The following is a 17,243-nucleotide window of genomic DNA, read 5'->3' on the forward strand; positions in this document are numbered from 1 at the left end:
ACCCCGCGCCGAGTCGGCTCGTCATGACGAGCCAACTCGGCCGGCGTCCTCGTCAATTCGAGCCGACTCGGCGATCAGCGCGGGACGTACGCCGTTCACGGCCGGGGTGATGCGGCGCTCGAGCCGCAGCGAACCGGCGACGATGCCGACACAGCCGACCACCATCAGCGCGATGAACATCGTCGACTGGCCGTGCTCGAGCAGGAACCCGGCCAGGATCGGGCCGACGATCGCCCCGGTCTGGAACGAGGCCGAGTTGATCGCGTTGTAGCGCCCGCGCAGGTGGTCTGGCGCCATCTCGTTGGTCAGCGCCGGGAAGGCCGACTGCATCAGCGTCTCGCCGAGCGCGAAGAACAGCCCCTGGAAGGCGACCACGCCGACGATGGCCGCCACGGAGCCCGGCACCAGGCCGGTCGCCCCGAACACCATCCAGGCGAAGCCCCAGATCACCGCGGTGGCGATGAGGACCCGGGTGCGCCGCCGGCCGCTGACCCGGTTCATCACCCAGAACTGAGCGAGCACGATCACCGCACAGTTCACCACGAAGGCGAACCCGACCACCCGCGTCGAGACCTCGGAGATCTGACGGGAGTAGGCGGGGAAGCCGCTCTCGATCTGGCCGTAGCCGAGGGTCGAGAGCAGCACGCCGATCACCACGAGCCAGATGACCTCGGGGCGACGCAGGATCGTGGCGTACGAGGCGGTGGCATGGGGCTCGTCGGCAGCCGGCCGCGCGGCCCGACCGTGGAGGTGACGCAGCGGGCCGAGGAGGACGAGCGCCGGGATCGTGAAGGTGGCGGCGTTGCCCAGGAAGGCATAGGTGAACGTCTCGGGCTGGGTGACGTCGATGAAGAGACCGCCGATGACGCCGCCGACGCCGATGCCGAGGTTGATCAGGGCGAAGTTCACGCCGTAGTAGCGCTGCCGGAGCTCGCCCTCGACCACCGTGGCGACCAGCGCGTTGGCGGCCGGCCAGGACACCCCGGCCTGAACCCCCAGCAGGCACAGTGCGGCACCAGCGAGGACCGGGGTGTCGGCGAAGGCGAGCATGACGTCGCCGGCGATCGCGCAGACCAGTCCGCCGAGGATCACCGGACGGGCTCCGTACCTGTCGATCAGCGAGCCGGCCGGACCGGTGACCACGAAGCCGACGATGGCGATCAGACCCATCAGGGTGCCGGCGAGGCCGAGGTCGAAGCCGCGTACCTCATGCAGGTAGATGATCGTGAACGGCAGTGTCATGCCGCGACCGAGGAGCTGGATCGCGACCGTCGCCAGGAGCCAGCGGCCTTCGCCTGGAAGGGCGGCTAGGAAGTCACGGAGTCCGAGGGCTGGGGGAGTCGACACCGCACAATCTTCGCCTTTACCTGAAGCGGTGGCGAATTGTTTCTTGCGCTCCTGAGGCGGGCGATCCCGGGCTAAGGTCCCGTGATATTTCTGCCGTTGGTCCCGACTTGGTGGCCGCTAAATGCGTGCCAGTGCACGGAACAGCCCGGAGACAGGTCTAACGTAATGCCCCGTGGGTGATGAGACTCGGTGGCTGGACGAAGAGCAGCAGCGCTCGTGGCGTGCGCTGATGATGGGGATGACCCTGCTCGATGACCGCCTCGACGCCGATCTACGCGCCCAGTTCGACATCTCGCTGCCGGAGTACGAGATCCTCGTACGCCTCTCGGAGAACGACGGTGCCATGCGGATGGCCCAGCTCGCCGACTCCCTGGCTCACTCCCGCTCGCGCGTCACCCACACGATCACCCGGATGGAGCGCTCCGGGCTCGTCGAGCGCCGCAACTCGGCCGAGGACGGTCGCGGCGTCGTCGCCACACTGAGCGATCGTGGCTTCGCGCTGCTGCGGGAAGCCGCCCCCGTCCACGTCGCCGGCGTACGCGACTACCTCGTCGATCTGGTCAGCCCGGAGGACTTCGCCGCTCTGGGGCGCGTGATGAATGCGGTCTCGGACAACCTGATCAGCGACCGCCCCGGCATCGAGATGCGCTGACGCGCCGGTTCGGCGCGCGCAAGTGGGACAGACGCGCCGACTTGGCGCGCCTGCCTGGGGCAGACGCGCCGAGTCGGCGGGGTGTCAGATGCGCTCGAGGATCATCGCCATGCCCTGGCCGCCGCCGACGCACATGGTGATGAGACCGGTGGTCTTGTCGTGCCAGTCGAGGCTGTTGAGCATGGTGTTCTGCAGGCGCGCGCCGGTCATGCCGAAGGGGTGACCGACGGCGATGGCGCCACCGTTGATGTTGAGGCGGTCGATGTCGATGCCGAGGTCCTGGTAGGACGGGATCACCTGGGCCGCGAAGGCCTCGTTGATCTCGACCAGGTCGATGTCGCCGATCGACATGCCGGCGTACTTCAGCGCGTTGCGGGTCGCCTCGACCGGGCCGAGGCCCATGATCTCGGGGGAGAGGCCGGAGACGCCGGTGGACACGATCCGCGCGAGCGGGGTGACACCGAGCTCGGCGGCCTTGGTGTCGGACATGACCACGACCGCGGCGGCGCCGTCGTTGAGGGCGCAGCAGTTGCCGGCGGTGACGGTGCCGTCCTCGCGGAAGACCGGCTTGAGGCCGGAGATCGACTCCAGGGTCACGCCCGCACGGGGGCCGTCGTCGGCCGAGACGACGGTGCCGTCGGGGGTGGTGACCGGGGTGATCTCGCGGGCCCAGAAGCCGTCGGCGATGGCCTTCTCGGCGAGGTTCTGCGAGCGTACGCCGAACTCGTCCATCTCTTGGCGGGAGATGCCGCGCGAGGTGGCGAGGTTCTCCGCGGTCTGACCCATCGCGATGTAGACGTCGGGCAGCAGGCCGTCCTCGCGCGGGTCGTGCCACTTCTCGTTGGAGGCAGCGGTCGCGGCGGTCCGCGACTGAGCGTCGTCGAAGAGGTGGTTGACGGTGTCGGGCAGGTGGTCGGAGGTGCCCTTGACGAAGCGGGACACGGTCTCGACACCCGCCGAGACGATGATGTCGGCCTCGCCGGCCTTGATCGCGTGCAGCGCCATCCGCGAGGTCTGCACCGAGGACGAGCAGTAGCGGGTGATGGTCGCGCCGGGCACCTTGTCCCAGCCGTTGAGCACGGAGACGACGCGGCCCATGTTGTTGCCGGACTCGCCGCCCGGCAGACCACAGCCCAGCAGCAGGTCGTCGATGTCGTTGGGGTCGAGGCCCTCGACCTTCCCGACGGCTTCCTTGGTGATGAGCGCCGCGAGGTCGTCGGGACGGAAGTCCTTCAGAGATCCCTTGTTGGCTCGCCCGATCGGAGTGCGGGCGGCGGCGACGATGACTGCCTCAGGCATGAAGACTCCCGGTTACTGATGAGTAGTAAGGACTGTGGTCGACACCATACTCGCCTGACCGCTCCGTGGTGACCAGGCCCAGTGCCCAAGATCGTCTGGAAGGATCGGCCGCGTGCGCCACCTCTACGAATGTCCCATGCGATGGGCCGACCTCGACATGCTCGGCCACGTCAACAACGTCGTCTACGTCGACTACCTCCAAGAGGCGCGCGTGGACATGCTGCGCACGCACGCGCGGAGCCCGCAGACCCAGGGTCTGGCGGAGGGTGTCGTCGTGGCCAGCCACCAGGTCACGTACGTCGCGCCCCTGCTGTTCGACTTCACACCGGTCTACGTCGAGTCGTGGGTGACCGACATCCGGGCGGCGAGCTTCACGATGGCCTACGAGATCTTCCGCACCGACCCCGACGGCACCCGCACGGTCTACCTGCGGGCCAGCACGGTCCTGGCGCCGTACGTCTTCGCCACCGAGTCCCCCCGCCGGCTCAAGCCGGAGGAGAAGGCCAACCTCGAGCCCTACCTGGAGAAGACACCGTCGAAGCCGCTCGCCCTGGGGGAGCCGAAGAGGCTCGAGAACGGGCGCTTCCCGCTCTACGTCCGCTTCTCCGACGTCGACGCCTACGGGCATGTCAACAACGTGAAGTACTTCGAGTACTTCCAGGAGTCCCGGGTGGCGCTGATGCAGCGGCTCAGGTCGCACCGCGGCCTCGACACCTGGCCGGCCGTCGTCGTCGCCCAGACCGACGTCTCCTACCACGCGCCGATCCTCGCGCGCTCGGAGCCCTACGACGTGTGGAGCCACGTCTCCCGGCTGGGCACCAAGTCGATGACGATCGAGTCCGAGATCGCCGACGGCGACCTGAGGCTCGCCCGCGGGCAGGTCACGCTGGTCTTCTACGACCTGGAGTCCGGGAAGGCCGTCGAGCCGACCCCGGAGGTGCGTGCGGCGATCGAGAGCGTGCTCTAGAAGAGGTCAGTCCCGCCGGTCGCGGTCGGCGCAGTCCTGACGGCGGTCGTAACGATCGCGGTCGTCGCCGTTGCCGTCGCCGTCCCCGTCGCGCCGGCAGTCGTCGTCGCCCCGCTCGTCGGTGTCGCCCCAGTCGAGCCAACCGTCCCACTCCCAGCCGTCCTGGCTCGCCGTGAAGCCATCGTCGGGGAGGGTCGGGTCGGAGGGCCCGGCGGGCTTCTCGGCAGGTGACTTCCGTGCGTTCAGCGTCTTGCCGTCGCTCGGAGCCCGGGTGTCCGGGCCGCTCTGTCCGGAGGTGGAGGGTGCGAGCAGGTCGCGCGAGATCTGCTGGGTGGGCCGTGAGGCGTCTGCGGGTGGCGGGAGCGTGCCGACCGAGGTGTCCTCGGCGGCGGCGATCGGCTCCGGCGGACCGTCCGGAGCGTCGACCAGCGGACTCTTCGGGCCGGTCGCCTGCGTCGAGGCCTGGCTCGACGGGTCCGGTCCTGTCGACCAACGGTCCCCGATGAGCAGCGCCATCGCGACGACTGCGACGAGCGCCAGTGCGACTCCGACGATAGCCCGCTGAATTGCCTGCATGCGCCCTCCGAGATGGCTCTGGTCCGCAGAATGCTGTGCTTGAGGCCAGTAGCCTCCCAGTGCTTGCGTCCGTTGTCGAGGAACGGGACCTTTGTCAGCGTTTCCTGAACCGCGCCGCCAGCAGCCTGCGCTCGCGTCAGATCCAGTTGCGGCGGCGGAAGAGGATATAGAGGACGACGTTGACGGTCAGCATCAGGCCGAGGGCCATGAAGTAGCCGTAGCGCCACTGCAGCTCGGGCATGAAGTCGAAGTTCATCCCGTAGACCGTGCCGACCAGGGTCGGGGCGAACAGGATCGCCGCCCAGCCGGAGATCTTCTTGACCTCGTCGTTCTGCTGCACGCTGAGCTCGCTGAGCGCCTTCATCTCCTCGTTCTGCTGCTGGGCGACGAGGGTGGCGTTGACGGTGAGGATGTCGCGCAGCAGGTTGCGGAACTCGTCGATCTGCTCGACGGTGCCGATCACGTGGTCCTCGACGTCGCGCAGGTAGCGCTGGAGCTCCTCGTCGGTGCGGTACTTGGAGAAGCCGGCGGCCAGGGAGCGTACGACGCCCAGCAGGGGACGGGTCGCCCGCTGGAACTCGACCACTTCGCGGGAGAGCTCGTAGATGCGGCGGGACACCTGGGTGTCGCCGCGGAACATCTCGGTCTCGATCTCGTCGATGTCGTTGGCGAGACCGGCCACGACCGGGGCGTAGCCGTCGACGACACGGTCGAGGATGGCGTACAGCACCGCCTCCGGGCCGAGGCGGAGCAGGTCGGGGTTGCTCTCCATCCGGCGGCGGACGGGGGAGAGGTCGGGCTGGGCGCCGTGACGCACGGTGAGCACGAAGTCGGGGCCGATGAAGAGGTGCAGCTCGCCGAAGTCGATGTTCTCGGTCTCGTCGACGTACCAGGCCGCCCGCAGCACCACGAACAGCGTGTCGTCGTAGCGCTCGATCTTCGGCCGCTGGTGAGCCAGGATGGCGTCCTCGACGGCGAGCTCGTGCAGGCCGAACTCCTCGGCCAGCGAGGCCAGCTCGTGCTGGTTGGGCTGGTAGAGGCCGATCCAGGCCATCGCGTCGTCGTGCTCGTGGAGAGAGCGGTACGTGTCGGCCAGCGTCGAGGGCGAGTCGACCCGGTCGCCGCCGACGTAGACGGCGCTGTCGATCATGCTGCCGCGAGTCACCGGCGTCGGCATCGAGGACCGACCGCCTCCGCCGTGCGATGAGGTCGTCGGCGGAACCTTCGGAGGGTCGGAACGGCGCTGCCTGGTGAGTGCGCGCAGGGACTTGAACGGGCGCTCGGACATGGGTGGCCTCCTGGATGCTGCGAGCGAGCGGGCGGGACGGCGACGCGCAGACGCGTCGCGCCGGCCCGGGCACGCATTCCAGGTGGCCGGACCGGTCAGGGCGAGGTGGTACTCGGAGGTTGACCGTCCATGCCGGCCACCTCCTCTCGTCCTCGCTCGCGGGGCTGCAGCCCGGATGCCTCGTTCGTGCGGAGCCACTTCCGCACCAGGACAGGTTATGTGGTGCGGGCGCGACGCGAGAAGTTTCCGAGACATCAGGAAAGCGTCAAGGTCGCCCGGCGTCGTACGCGTCGCCGTCAGGAAACCGTCAAGGCCCGCGAAACCGGCCGATCGCGGGTCTGGAATGGAGGCGTGTCAGACCTCATCTACATCCTCCTCACGCTCGTGTGCTTCGCCGGGCTCGCCCTGCTGGTCGGTCTGATCGACCGTCGGCTGGGCGCGGCCGAGACGGCCGCGGACGTGAATGTCCCCCACGACGACAGGGTCTCCGGAGCCGCGCGATGAGCGCCACGCTCGCAGCCGTGCTGCAGATCCTGACCCTGGTCGCGGCGCTGGCGCTCAGCGTGCCGCTCCTGGGCCGCTACCTCGCTCACGTCTACACCAGTCGCCGCCACCTAGGTGCCGAATCGGTGGCCTACCGGGTCCTCAAGGTCGACCCCGAGGCAGACCAGCACTGGCGTGCCTACGCGATGTCGGTTCTCGGCTTCTCCCTGGCCGGAATCCTGCTCCTCTTCGCCTTCGGGCGCCTACAGAGCCTGCTGCCGCTCGACGGCGGCTTCGACCCTCTGCCCAGCGACGGAGCCTGGAACACCGCCGTCTCGTTCGTGACCAACACGAACTGGCAGTGGTACTCCGGCGAGGCGGCCGCCGGCCACCTCCTCCAGATGGCCGGGCTGGCGGTGCAGAACTTCGTCTCGGCCGCCGTCGGGCTCTCCGTCGCCGCGGCCTTCGCGCGCGGGCTGGCCCGCACACGACGCCAGGGACGGATCGGCAACTTCTGGGTCGACCTGGTGCGTACGACGCTGCGGGTGCTCCTTCCGGTCGCGTTCGTCGTGGCGATCGTGCTGGTCGCTGCCGGTGCGGTGCAGAACCTGCACCCCGTGCACGAGATGACCACGCTGACCGGTGGTGGCCAGTCCCTGACCGGTGGCCCGGTCGCCAGCCAGGAGGCCATCAAGGAGCTGGGAACCAACGGCGGCGGGTTCTACAACGTCAACTCCGCCCACCCCTTCGAGAACCCCAACCCCTTCACCAATCTGCTCGAGATCTGGGCGATCCTCGTGCTGCCGTTCTCGATGGCCTGGGCCTTCGGCTTGATCGTGAAGGACCGACGCCAGGGTGGCGCGGTCCTGGCGACGATGGCGGTCCTGCTCACCGTCGGCGTGACCCTGCTGACCTGGGCGGAGATGGCCGGACCCGGCACCGCTCCGCAGCTCGCCGGAGCCGCGATGGAGGGCAAGGAGACCCGCTTCGGCGAGGCCGCCACCGCGCTCTTCGCCGCGGCCACCACGGGCACCTCGACCGGTGCCGTCAACGGCATGCACGAGAGTCTGACCGCTCCCGGCGGTGGCGTCGCGTTGTTCGGGATGTTGCTCGGCGAGATCGCACCGGGCGGCGTCGGTTCCGGCCTCTACGGCATGCTCATGCTCGCCGTGGTCACGGTCTTCCTGTGCGGCCTGATGGTGGGACGTACGCCTGAATACCTCGGCAAGAAGATCAGTCGCGACGAGATGGTGCTGGTCGCGGTCTACATCCTGACCACGCCGATCCTGGTGCTGGTCGGCGCGGCGATCGCGCTGACCGCTCCCGCGGGGCTGGCCGGGCTCTCGACCGACGGCCCGCACGGCCTCTCCGAGGCGCTGTACGCCGTCACCAGCGCGTCCAACAACAACGGCTCGGCCTTCGCCGGGATCACCTCGGGCACCCCGTTCTGGAACACGCTGCTCGGGTTGCTGATGCTCCTGGGCCGGTTCGTGCCGATGGTCTTCGTGCTCGCCCTGGCGGGCCGGTTCGCCTCGGCCGGGCGGCTGCCGGACAACGCCGGCACCCTGCCCACCCACCGTCCGCTCTTCATCGGCCTGCTGACCGGCGTCGCGCTGGTCGTGGTCGGCCTGACCTTCGTCCCGGCGCTGATGCTGGGCCCGATCGTGGAGTCGCTGTCATGACCCAGACCCCGGTACGTACCCCTGAAGAACACGTCCAGCACCACACCCGTGTCGAGGCCGCGCCGTCGGTGCTCACGACCAGGCAGATCGCCGAGGCAGTGCCGGGCGCGCTGCGCAAGCTCGATCCTCGCAGGCTGGTGGCGACCCCGGTCATGCTCGTGGTCGAGATCGGTGCGGCCGCCACGACCGTCATGTCCATCCTCGACCCGTCGGTGATGGGCTGGCTGGTCACCGTGTGGCTGTGGCTCACCGTCGTCTTCGGCGCCTTGGCCGAGTCGGTCGCCGAGGGCCGCGGCAAGGCGCAGGCCGCCTCGCTCCGCGCGCTCCAGACCGAGACCACCGCCCGGCGTCTGCGCGGCGGAACGGGCGGCACCGAGGAGCTCGTCGTCTCCACCGACCTGCGCGCCGGCGACGTCGTCGTGGTGGAGGCGGGCGAGCGGATCCCAGGTGACGGCGACGTCATCGAGGGTGTCGCCAGCGTCGACGAGTCGGCCGTGACCGGCGAGTCGGCGCCGGTGATCCGCGAGTCCGGCGGCGACCGGTCGGCGGTCACCGGCGGCACGCTGGTCCTCTCGGACCGGATCGTCGTCCGGATCACCTCCGACCCGGGTCACTCCTTCGTCGACCGGATGATCGCCCTGGTCGAGGGCTCGGAGCGGCAGCGCACGCCGAACGAGATCGCTCTCAACGTGCTCCTGACCAGCCTGACCGTCATCTTCGTGGTCGTCTGCTGGAGCCTCTACTACCTCGCCGGCTACTCCGGCGCCCACCAGTCCTGGCTGGTCCTGACCGCTCTGCTGGTCTGCCTGATCCCGACCACGATCGGCGCCCTGCTGAGCGCGATCGGCATCGCCGGCATGGACCGGCTCGTACGCCGCAACGTCCTGGCCATGTCGGGTCGGGCCGTCGAGGCGGCCGGCGACGTGGACGTGCTCCTGCTCGACAAGACCGGCACGATCACGTACGGCAACCGGCAGGCGCACGAGATCATCCCGGTCACCGGGGTCACGCTGACCGGCGCCGAGAACGCCGCGGTCCTGGCCAGCCTCTCCGACCAGACCCCGGAGGGCCGCAGCATCCTCACGCTCGTCGGACGTTCCATGGGCGGACCGGCGGAGGCCACGATGGTGGAGTTCTCGGCCACGACGCGGATGTCCGGCCTGGACAGCCCTGGCCTGAGCGTACGCAAGGGCGCCTCCTCCGCGGTGGCGGCCTGGGTTCGCGAGCACGGTGGTCAGGTGCCCCCGGAGACGGCGGAGATCGTCTCGGAGATCGCCGCGGGCGGCGGCACGCCGCTCGTGGTCGCCGAGAAGCGCCACGGCGACCCGGCACGGGTGCTGGGGGTCGTACACCTCAAGGACGTCGTCAAGGACGGCATCCGCGAGCGGTTCGACGAGCTGCGCGCGATGGGCATCAAGACCGTGATGATCACCGGCGACAACGCGGCGACCGCGGCGGCCATCGCCAAGGAGGCGGGCGTCGACGACGTGCTCGCCGAGGCGACCCCGGAGGACAAGCTGGCGCTCATCCGGCGCGAGCAGCTCGGCGGACGGATGGTCGCGATGTGTGGCGACGGCACCAACGACGCGCCAGCGCTCGCCCAGGCCGACGTCGGCGTCGCCATGAACACCGGGACGACCGCGGCGAAGGAGGCCGGCAACATGGTCGACCTCGACTCCGACCCGACCAAGCTCATCGACGTGGTCGAGATCGGCAAGCAGTTGCTGATCACCCGAGGCGCGCTGACCACCTTCTCGGTGGCGAACGACGTGGCGAAGTACTTCGCGATCCTGCCGGCGATGTTCGTCACGGCCTTCCCGGCGCTGGACTTCCTCAACATCATGCGGCTGTCCTCGCCTGAGTCGGCCATCGTCTCCGCGGTCGTCTTCAACGCGCTGATCATCGTCGCGCTGATCCCGCTGGCGCTGCGCGGCGTCCGCTACCGGCCGTCCTCGGCCTCCGCGCTGCTGCGCCGCAACCTGCTGCTCTACGGGGTCGGCGGCCTGATCGTGCCGTTCGTCGGCATCAAGCTGCTCGACCTCGTCATCTCTCTCATCCCAGGACTGTGAGGAACCGGACATGTCAGATCTCTTCGCACTGCTACGCCACTCGCTCGCCGGGCTCCGCGTGCTCGTCGCCGCGACCCTGCTGTGCGGTCTCCTCTATCCACTGGTGGTCACCGGCGTCGCCCAGGCGGCCTTCGGCTGGCGCGCCCACGGGTCCCTGGTCACCGAGAGCGGCGAGCACACCAACGACCCCGCCGAGGCGGTCGGCTCGGCCCTGATCGGGCAGCGCAACGATGACGAGGGGCTCTTCTACCCCCGTCCCAGCGCGGCCGGCGACGGCTGGGACACGCTGTCCACCTACGGCTCCAACCTCGGCCCGGAGGACCCGGACCTGGTCAAGGCGATCCGGGAGCGCCAGCGCGAGATCGCCACGCGCGAAGGCGTCTCGGTCGACCAGGTTCCCGCCGACGCCGTCACCACCTCCGCATCCGGCATCGACCCGGACATCTCGCCGGCTTACGCAGCCATCCAGGTGTCCCGGGTGGCCCGAGCCAACGGGCTCTCGGAGGGGGAGGTGACGGCGCTGGTGGCCGAGCACACCGACGGCCGTACGTTCGGCTTCCTCGGTGAGCCGCGGGTCAACGTGCTCGAGCTCAACATCGCCGTGCGCGCACAGAGGGTTGAATAGGGACGTGCAGACCACGTCAACGGAGGGACGGTCCCCGCGCAAGCGGGGCCGTCTGACCGTCTATCTCGGAGCCGCGCCCGGGGTCGGCAAGACGTACGCCATGCTCGGCGAGGCGCAGCGGCGCCAGGCGCGCGGCACCGACGTGGTCGTCGGGTTCGTCGAGACCCACGACCGCAGCAACACCGCGCGCCAGATCGAGGGGCTCGAGGTGATTCCGCGCCGGGAGATCGACTACCGCGGAACGACGTTCACCGAGCTCGACGTCGACGCGGTGATCGCCCGCGATCCCAAGGTCGTCTGCATCGACGAGCTCGCGCACACCAACGTGCCCGGCAGCAGCCACACCAAGCGCGCCCAGGACGTCGAGCAGATCCGGGCGGCCGGGATCGACGTGATCACCACCGTCAACATCCAGCACCTGGAGTCGCTCAACGACGAGGTCGAGCGGATCACCGGCGTACGCCAGCGCGAGACCGTGCCCGACGACCTGGTCCGTACCGCCGACATGATCCACCTGGTCGACATGGCGCCGCAGGCGCTGCGACGCAGGATGGCCCACGGCAACGTCTACAAGCCGGAGAACATCGACGCCTCGCTGACCTCCTACTTCCGGGTCGGCAACCTCACCGCGCTGCGCGAGCTGGCGCTGCTGTGGTTGGCCGACCGCGTCGACGAGGCCCTGGGCGACTACCGGCGCGAGCACCAGATCTCGCATCCATGGCCCACCAAGGAGCGCATCGTGGTCGCTGTCACCGGCGGCCCGGAGTCGGAGACGCTGCTGCGGCGCGGCGCTCGGCTCTGCCAACGAGCCAAGGGCTCCGAGCTGGTCGCGGTGCACGTCGTCTCAGCCGACGGGCTGGCTCGGGCGACCAACGACCTCCCGCAGATCCAGGCGCTCACCCGGTCGCTGGGCGGCACCTTCCACACCGTCATCGGCGACGACCCGGCCACCGCGATCGTCGACTTCGCCGTCGGTGCCAACGCCACGATGATCATCGTCGGCGTCTCCCGGCACGGCAGGGTGCGCCGCCTGTTCACCGGCAGCACCGGCGACCGGATCGCCACCGCGGCGGGCAGCATCGACGTCCACCTGGTGACCCACGAGCACGCCGGGGCCGGCGTACGCCTGCGGCGGCCCCGATCGGCACTGGGCCGTTCACGCCGGCTGGTGGGATGGGCCGCCGCGGCCCTGCTGCCGCTCGTCGTCCTCGGTGGCCTCTACCTGGTGCCCGCCGACGACCGCAACGCCCAGCTCCCGGTGGCCAGCCTGCTGATGACCGGGGCGATCGTGGCGGTGGCGCTCATCGGCGGTCGGTGGGCATCGGCGGTCGCCGCCCTCATCGGCGCCGGGCTGTTGAACTTCTTCTTCACCCGGCCCTACTTCGAGCTCACCGTGCAGAGCCACCACAACCTCCTCGCGCTGGCGGTCTTCCTGATGATGGCGCTGTCCGTCGCCGGGGTCGTCGACCAGGCGGCACGACGGTCGGAGGAGGCCGCGCGGGCGCGTGCGGAGGCCTCGACGATCGGTGCCTTGTCGAGGTCGGTGCTCACCGGGCAGGACACCGCGGAGGCGATCGTCGACCGCGTACGCGAGAGCTTCGGGCAGCGGTCGGTGGCGCTGCTGCAGGCAAGTGCCTCGGGCTGGCACCGGCTGGCGGGGGTCGGCCAGGACCCGGCGACAGAGCCCGGGACCGGCGACACCGAGGTCCGGGTGGATGACGACCACGTGATCGTGCTGCGCGGCGACCCGCTCCGGGCGGCGGACCAGCGGGTGCTCGACGCGTTCGCCGTCCAGACCTCGCTGGTGCTGGAGTACCGCCGGTTGCGCGATCAGGCAGACCGTGCGCTCGCGCTGGAGCGGGCCGAGAAGACCTCGACCTCGCTGCTCCGCGCGGTCTCCCACGACCTGCGTACGCCGCTGGCCACGATGCGCGCCGCCCTCGACGGTCTGCTCGTGGGCCGGGTGCCGGAGGAGGACCGCAAGGAGCTCGTGGAGTCGGCGGCGACCTCCGCCGACCAGCTCGAGGCGCTCATCGACAACCTCCTCGACCTCTCCCGGGTCGAGGCCGGACTGGTCCACCCGGCGATGCGGGACGTCAGCCTGGAGGAGTCGCTGCCGCTGGCGGTCGCCGGTCTGCCGCCCGGATCGATCGCGTTCGACGTGGACGAGGACACCCCGCTCGTACGCACCGACTCGGGGTTGTTGGAACGCATCGTCGCCAACCTGGTGAGCAACGCCGTCCGGGCCGGCAGCCAGGGGCCTCGCCCCGGCGAGCCGGTACGCGTCCTCGCCCACGAGACGCCGGAGACTGTGGAGGTGATGATCGTCGATCGCGGACCAGGGGTGCCGGAGGAGCAGCGCGAGCGGATGTTCGAGCCTTTCCAGCGCCTCGATGACACCTCGCCGGACGGCCTGGGGCTCGGCCTGGCCGTGGCCAGAGGGCTGAGCGAGACACTCGGGATCAGGCTGTCCGCAGAGGACACCCCCGGCGGCGGCCTGACCATGGTCGTCGCGGTGCCGCGCGCAAGGGGTGGGGAGTGAGTCGCGTACTGGTGGTCGACGACGAGCCGGCGCTGCTGCGTGCGCTCGCCATCAACCTGCGCGCGGCCGGCTGGGAGGTGGAGACGGCGACCGACGGACGCTCGGCGCTCGCCGCGGCGGCCGAGACGAACCCCGACGTCGTCCTTCTCGACCTCGGGCTCCCGGACCTGGACGGCACCGAGGTGATCGAGGGGCTGCGGGGCTGGACCCAGGTGCCGGTGGTCGTGCTCTCCGCCCGGCAGCACGGCGACGACAAGGTCGAGGCCCTCGACCTGGGTGCCGACGACTACGTCACCAAGCCGTTCGCGATGAACGAGCTGATGGCCCGGCTCCGGGCGGCGGTCCGACGTTCCCAGGAGTCCGCGCCTCCGACCGCGACGACACTGAACGTCGGCGACCTGGAGATCGACTTCGCCCGCAAGCGGGTGCACAAGGCGGGCTCGGACGTGCGGTTGACCCCGACCGAGTGGTCCTTCCTGGAGCTGCTCGCCCGCAACGTCGGCCGACTGGTCCCACGTGAGCAGATCCTCAAGGAGGTATGGGGTCCCGCCTACGCGAAGGAGACCCACTACCTGCGCGTCTACGCCGCCCAGCTGCGCCGCAAGCTCGAGGACGACCCCGCTCACCCGCGCTTCCTGGTCACCACCGCCGGTGTCGGCTACACCCTCGAGGCGGGGCCGCCCGGCTAGAGCCTCGCGAAGGCCTCGACCTTGAGCTGCGGACCGGACACGACGATGTGGTCGTCGGGACGGATGACGGTGTCGGGCGTGGTGTAGGTGAACTTTCCGCCGGCGGGTTTCACCCCGACGACGGTCACCCCGTAGTTCTGGCGGACGCCGACGCCGGCGAGGCTGCGGTTGTGCAGCATGGCCGGCGGCCTGGTCTTGACGAAGACGTAGCCGTCGTCGAACTCGATGTAGTCGAGCATCCGTCCGCGCACGAGGTGGGCGACGCGCTGCCCCATGTCGTGCTCCGGGCGGACGACGTTGTCCACCCCGATCTGGGTGAGGATCCGGGCGTGCGGCTCGCTGATCGCCTTGGCCCAGACGTTGCGTACGCCGAGATGGACCGCGACCGACGCGGTGAGGATGCTGGCCTCGATGTCGGTGCCGATGGCCACGACCACGGTGCCGAACTCGCTCAGGCCGAGCCCGCGCATCGCGTCCTCGCTGGTGGTGTCGGCCTCGACCACGTGGGTGAGCAGTCCGGCGTGCTCCTGCACCGTCCGCGGGTTCATGTCGGCGGCCAGCACCTCCTCGCCCTCCTCGACCAGCTCGAGGGCGAGCGCGCTGCCGAACCGGCCGAGCCCGAGCACGGCGACTCCGCCGTGGGTGGTGTCTTTTCTAGCCAATGAGGGGCCGTCCTTCCGGGAAGCGGTGCAGGCGCTCGCGGTCGCGCAGCGCCAGGGCGGAGACGAGGGTGATCGGGCCGATCCTGCCGACGAACATCATCGCGATGAGGACGATCTGGCCGCCTGCGGGCACGTCGTAGGTGAGGTTGGCCGACAGGCCGACCGTGGCGAAGGCCGAGACCGCCTCGAAGAGCACCCGGTGGGTCGGCGCGTCGACGAGATGCAGCAGGGCGATGGTGCCGGAGACGACGAAACCGACCGAGAGCAGCGCGACCGTGAGTGCCTGGCGGATGGCCCGCGGGTCGATGCGCCGGTCGAATGCCTCGACCTCACGCTGGCCGCGCACTTCGGCGACGATGACGAAGAAGAGCAGCATGAACGTGGTGATCTTGAGACCGCCGGCCGTGCCCGCCGACCCTCCGCCGATGAGCATCAGCACGTCCGCGCCGAGCAGCGTGCCCTCGTGCATCTGCTCGTAGTCGAGGCTGTTGAACCCTGCCGTGCGCGTCATGGTGCTCTGGAAGAAGCCGGCCAGCAGCTTCCCCGGTGTGCTCAGGGCTCCCAGGGTGTCGGGGTTGTTCCATTCGACCGCGGTGAAGAACAGCGAGCCGATGATCAGCAGCCCGACGGTGCCGGAGACGGTCATCTTCGTGTGGAGGCTCCACATCCGCATCTTCGTACGCTGCAGGAGCTCCAGCCACACCGGGAAGCCGAGGCCGCCGGCGATCACGGCCACGGCGATGGGAAGGCAGATCCAGGGGTCGTCGACGAAACCCATCAGGTTGTCCGACCGCAGTGCGAACCCGGCGTTGTTGAAGGCGGAGATCGAGTGGAAGATGCCGTCGTAGGCAGCCCGCTGGAGCGTGGAGTCGTAGCCCAGCCAGAACCGCAGCGTCAGCGGGATCGCGGTGATCAGCTCGATGGCCAGGCTGATGCCGACCACGCCCATGATGACGCTGCGTACGTCACCGAGACCGGAGCTGGCGTGCTCGACCGCGGCGGTGAGCCGGAAGCGCAGCCCGAGCCGGCGGAAGACGACCAGCGCGAGCATCGAGGCGAGGGTCATGATCCCGATCCCGCCCACCTGGATCAGGCCGAGGATCGTGATCTCTCCGAACGTCGACCAGTAGGTCGGGGTGTCGACCACGACCAGGCCGGTGACGCAGACGGCGCTGGTCGCGGTGAACAGGGCGGTGAGGAACGGTGCGTGGCCCGGCTCGGCGCGAGCCACCGGAAGCATCAGGAGCAGCGTGCCGAGCAGGATCGTCGCCGCGAACCCGACCGCCACGATCTGGCTCGGGTGGCGCAGCAGTCCCCTTCCGCGGCGCGCCCGGCGCATAGGGGAGGAGGTCGTCGACACGGGCGTCACTCTAAAGGCATCGGCCCAGCGGTCGCGGCGAGCGGGCCCGCCGGAGGGTCAGCCCGGGGTGTTGATCATGAAGTTGGCGGCGTGCTCGGCGTACGCCCAGAACTGCGCGTCCTGCTCGGGGGTGAGCCCGGCGGCGTCGAGGCCCTCGCGGAAGTGCTTGAGCCAGCGGTCACGCGCCTCCGAGGTGACCTCGAACGGGGCGTGGCGCATCCGCAGCCGTGGGTGGCCGCGCTGCTCGGAGTAGGTCGTCGGGCCGCCCCAGTACTGCGCCAGGAACAGGGTCAGTCGCTCCTGCGCCGGGCCGAGATCCTCCTCGGGATACATCGGCCGCATCAGCTCGTCGGTCGCCACGCCCTCGTAGAACTTGGCCACGATCGTGCGGATGGTGTCCATGCCGCCGATCTCCTCATAGAACGTCACTTGAGCCATTGTTCCACGCGGTCATCGACGAACCACGTGGCAGGATCGGGGACGTACGCACACACACGATCTTTGGGAGTTAACGATGGCCACCACCCGCACTGCCACGACCGTCTGGGAGGGCACCCTCTTCGAGGGCGCCGGCAAGGTGACGCTGGAGTCCTCGGGCCTGGGCACCTACGACGTGTCCTGGCCGGCCCGCTCGGAGGAGCCCGGCGGCAAGACCAGCCCCGAGGAGCTCATCGCCGCCGCCCACTCGTCCTGCTTCTCGATGGCCTTCTCCAACGGTCTCGCCGAGAACGGCACGCCGCCGACCAGCCTGCAGACCAGCGCTGAGGTCGAGTTCACCCCCGGCAAGGGCATCACCGGCATCAAGCTCACCACCCGCGGTGTGGTCGAGGGCCTCGACAACGAGACCTTCGTCAGCCTCGCCGAGGCCGCCAAGGCCGGCTGCCCGGTCAGCCAGGCGCTCGCCGGCACCACGATCACCCTCGACGCCGCGCTCCTTGTCGACCGCGTTCCTGGCGAGCAGCGCCGCGCCGAGCATGACCGACGGGTTGGAGGTGTTGGTGG

15 protein-coding genes and 1 pseudogene are annotated in these 17,243 nt (G+C 69.8%); 9 read left to right on the forward strand and 7 right to left on the reverse strand.

What is annotated here, in order from left to right; translation table 11 throughout:
• Positions 1 to 21: 21 nt before the first annotated feature.
• Positions 22 to 1,347: an MFS transporter gene (locus tag ACFVJS_RS17195; RefSeq protein ID WP_378882536.1), complete on the reverse strand. Its 1,326-nt coding sequence runs from the start codon at positions 1,345 to 1,347 to the stop codon at positions 22 to 24.
• Between the two features lie 172 nt (positions 1,348 to 1,519).
• On the opposite strand from ACFVJS_RS17195, the gene ACFVJS_RS17200 reads away from it, so the two are divergent.
• Complete coding sequence (locus ACFVJS_RS17200) at positions 1,520 to 1,999, forward strand: MarR family winged helix-turn-helix transcriptional regulator (protein ID WP_378882539.1); 480 nt, start codon at positions 1,520 to 1,522, stop codon at positions 1,997 to 1,999.
• Between the two features lie 84 nt (positions 2,000 to 2,083).
• Here the strand turns inward: ACFVJS_RS17200 and ACFVJS_RS17205 are convergent, their stop codons facing one another.
• Positions 2,084 to 3,298: an acetyl-CoA C-acetyltransferase gene (locus tag ACFVJS_RS17205; RefSeq protein WP_378882542.1), complete on the reverse strand. Its 1,215-nt coding sequence runs from the start codon at positions 3,296 to 3,298 to the stop codon at positions 2,084 to 2,086.
• A gap of 136 nt (positions 3,299 to 3,434) precedes the next feature.
• Here ACFVJS_RS17205 and ACFVJS_RS17210 point away from each other — a divergent pair, with 136 nt between their 5' ends.
• Positions 3,435 to 4,265, forward strand: a complete 831-nt coding sequence (locus ACFVJS_RS17210; RefSeq protein ID WP_378882545.1) for an acyl-CoA thioesterase — start codon at positions 3,435 to 3,437, stop codon at positions 4,263 to 4,265.
• A gap of 6 nt (positions 4,266 to 4,271) precedes the next feature.
• Here the strand turns inward: ACFVJS_RS17210 and ACFVJS_RS17215 are convergent, their stop codons facing one another.
• Positions 4,272 to 4,841 (reverse strand): hypothetical protein, encoded by a 570-nt coding sequence (locus ACFVJS_RS17215; protein ID WP_378882548.1) that lies wholly within the window; start codon positions 4,839 to 4,841, stop codon positions 4,272 to 4,274.
• A 136-nt stretch (positions 4,842 to 4,977) separates the two neighbouring features.
• On the reverse strand, positions 4,978 to 6,129 hold the full coding sequence (gene corA, locus ACFVJS_RS17220) for a magnesium/cobalt transporter CorA (protein ID WP_378882549.1): 1,152 nt from the start codon (positions 6,127 to 6,129) through the stop codon (positions 4,978 to 4,980).
• A 351-nt stretch (positions 6,130 to 6,480) separates the two neighbouring features.
• Here corA and ACFVJS_RS17225 point away from each other — a divergent pair, with 351 nt between their 5' ends.
• The 6 genes from ACFVJS_RS17225 to ACFVJS_RS17250 are packed head-to-tail and all read left to right on the forward strand — an operon-like array spanning position 6,481 to position 14,219.
• Positions 6,481 to 6,633, forward strand: a complete 153-nt coding sequence (locus tag ACFVJS_RS17225; RefSeq protein ID WP_378882552.1) for a hypothetical protein — start codon at positions 6,481 to 6,483, stop codon at positions 6,631 to 6,633.
• On the forward strand, positions 6,630 to 8,294 hold the full coding sequence (gene kdpA, locus ACFVJS_RS17230; RefSeq protein ID WP_378882555.1) for a potassium-transporting ATPase subunit KdpA: 1,665 nt from the start codon (positions 6,630 to 6,632) through the stop codon (positions 8,292 to 8,294). Before ACFVJS_RS17225 ends, kdpA begins: the two co-directional genes overlap by 4 nt.
• The gene (gene kdpB, locus ACFVJS_RS17235; RefSeq protein ID WP_378882559.1) at positions 8,291 to 10,363 is read left to right on the forward strand and encodes a potassium-transporting ATPase subunit KdpB; all 2,073 of its coding nucleotides are present in this window, start codon (positions 8,291 to 8,293) and stop codon (positions 10,361 to 10,363) included. Before kdpA ends, kdpB begins: the two co-directional genes overlap by 4 nt.
• A gap of 10 nt (positions 10,364 to 10,373) precedes the next feature.
• Positions 10,374 to 10,988 carry a potassium-transporting ATPase subunit KdpC gene (gene kdpC, locus ACFVJS_RS17240; protein WP_378882561.1) on the forward strand — a complete coding sequence of 205 codons (615 nt, stop codon included), beginning with the start codon at positions 10,374 to 10,376 and terminating at the stop codon, positions 10,986 to 10,988.
• Positions 10,989 to 10,992: 4 nt separating this feature from the next.
• Complete coding sequence (locus tag ACFVJS_RS17245) at positions 10,993 to 13,530, forward strand: DUF4118 domain-containing protein (RefSeq protein ID WP_378882563.1); 2,538 nt, start codon at positions 10,993 to 10,995, stop codon at positions 13,528 to 13,530.
• Positions 13,527 to 14,219 carry a response regulator transcription factor gene (locus ACFVJS_RS17250; RefSeq protein WP_378882566.1) on the forward strand — a complete coding sequence of 231 codons (693 nt, stop codon included), beginning with the start codon at positions 13,527 to 13,529 and terminating at the stop codon, positions 14,217 to 14,219. Before ACFVJS_RS17245 ends, ACFVJS_RS17250 begins: the two co-directional genes overlap by 4 nt.
• On the opposite strand, the gene ACFVJS_RS17255 is transcribed toward ACFVJS_RS17250, so the two are convergent.
• The 3 genes from ACFVJS_RS17255 to ACFVJS_RS17265 are packed head-to-tail and all read right to left on the reverse strand — an operon-like array spanning position 14,216 to position 16,679.
• Entirely contained in the window at positions 14,216 to 14,881 is a 666-nt protein-coding gene (locus ACFVJS_RS17255) for a potassium channel family protein (RefSeq protein ID WP_378882569.1), read from the reverse strand. The genes ACFVJS_RS17250 and ACFVJS_RS17255 overlap by 4 nt on opposite strands.
• Complete coding sequence (locus ACFVJS_RS17260) at positions 14,874 to 16,241, reverse strand: TrkH family potassium uptake protein (RefSeq protein WP_378882572.1); 1,368 nt, start codon at positions 16,239 to 16,241, stop codon at positions 14,874 to 14,876. Before ACFVJS_RS17260 ends, ACFVJS_RS17255 begins: the two co-directional genes overlap by 8 nt.
• Positions 16,242 to 16,298: 57 nt before the next feature.
• Positions 16,299 to 16,679: a globin gene (locus ACFVJS_RS17265; protein WP_378882575.1), complete on the reverse strand. Its 381-nt coding sequence runs from the start codon at positions 16,677 to 16,679 to the stop codon at positions 16,299 to 16,301.
• A gap of 76 nt (positions 16,680 to 16,755) precedes the next feature.
• Here ACFVJS_RS17265 and ACFVJS_RS17270 point away from each other — a divergent pair.
• A pseudogene (locus tag ACFVJS_RS17270) lies at positions 16,756 to 17,175 on the forward strand (OsmC family protein); the annotation flags it as partial.
• Positions 17,176 to 17,243: the final 68 nt, after the last annotated feature.

The organism is Nocardioides sp. NPDC057772 (genome assembly GCF_042798075.1).
Lineage (GTDB): Bacteria > Actinomycetota > Actinomycetes > Propionibacteriales > Nocardioidaceae > Nocardioides.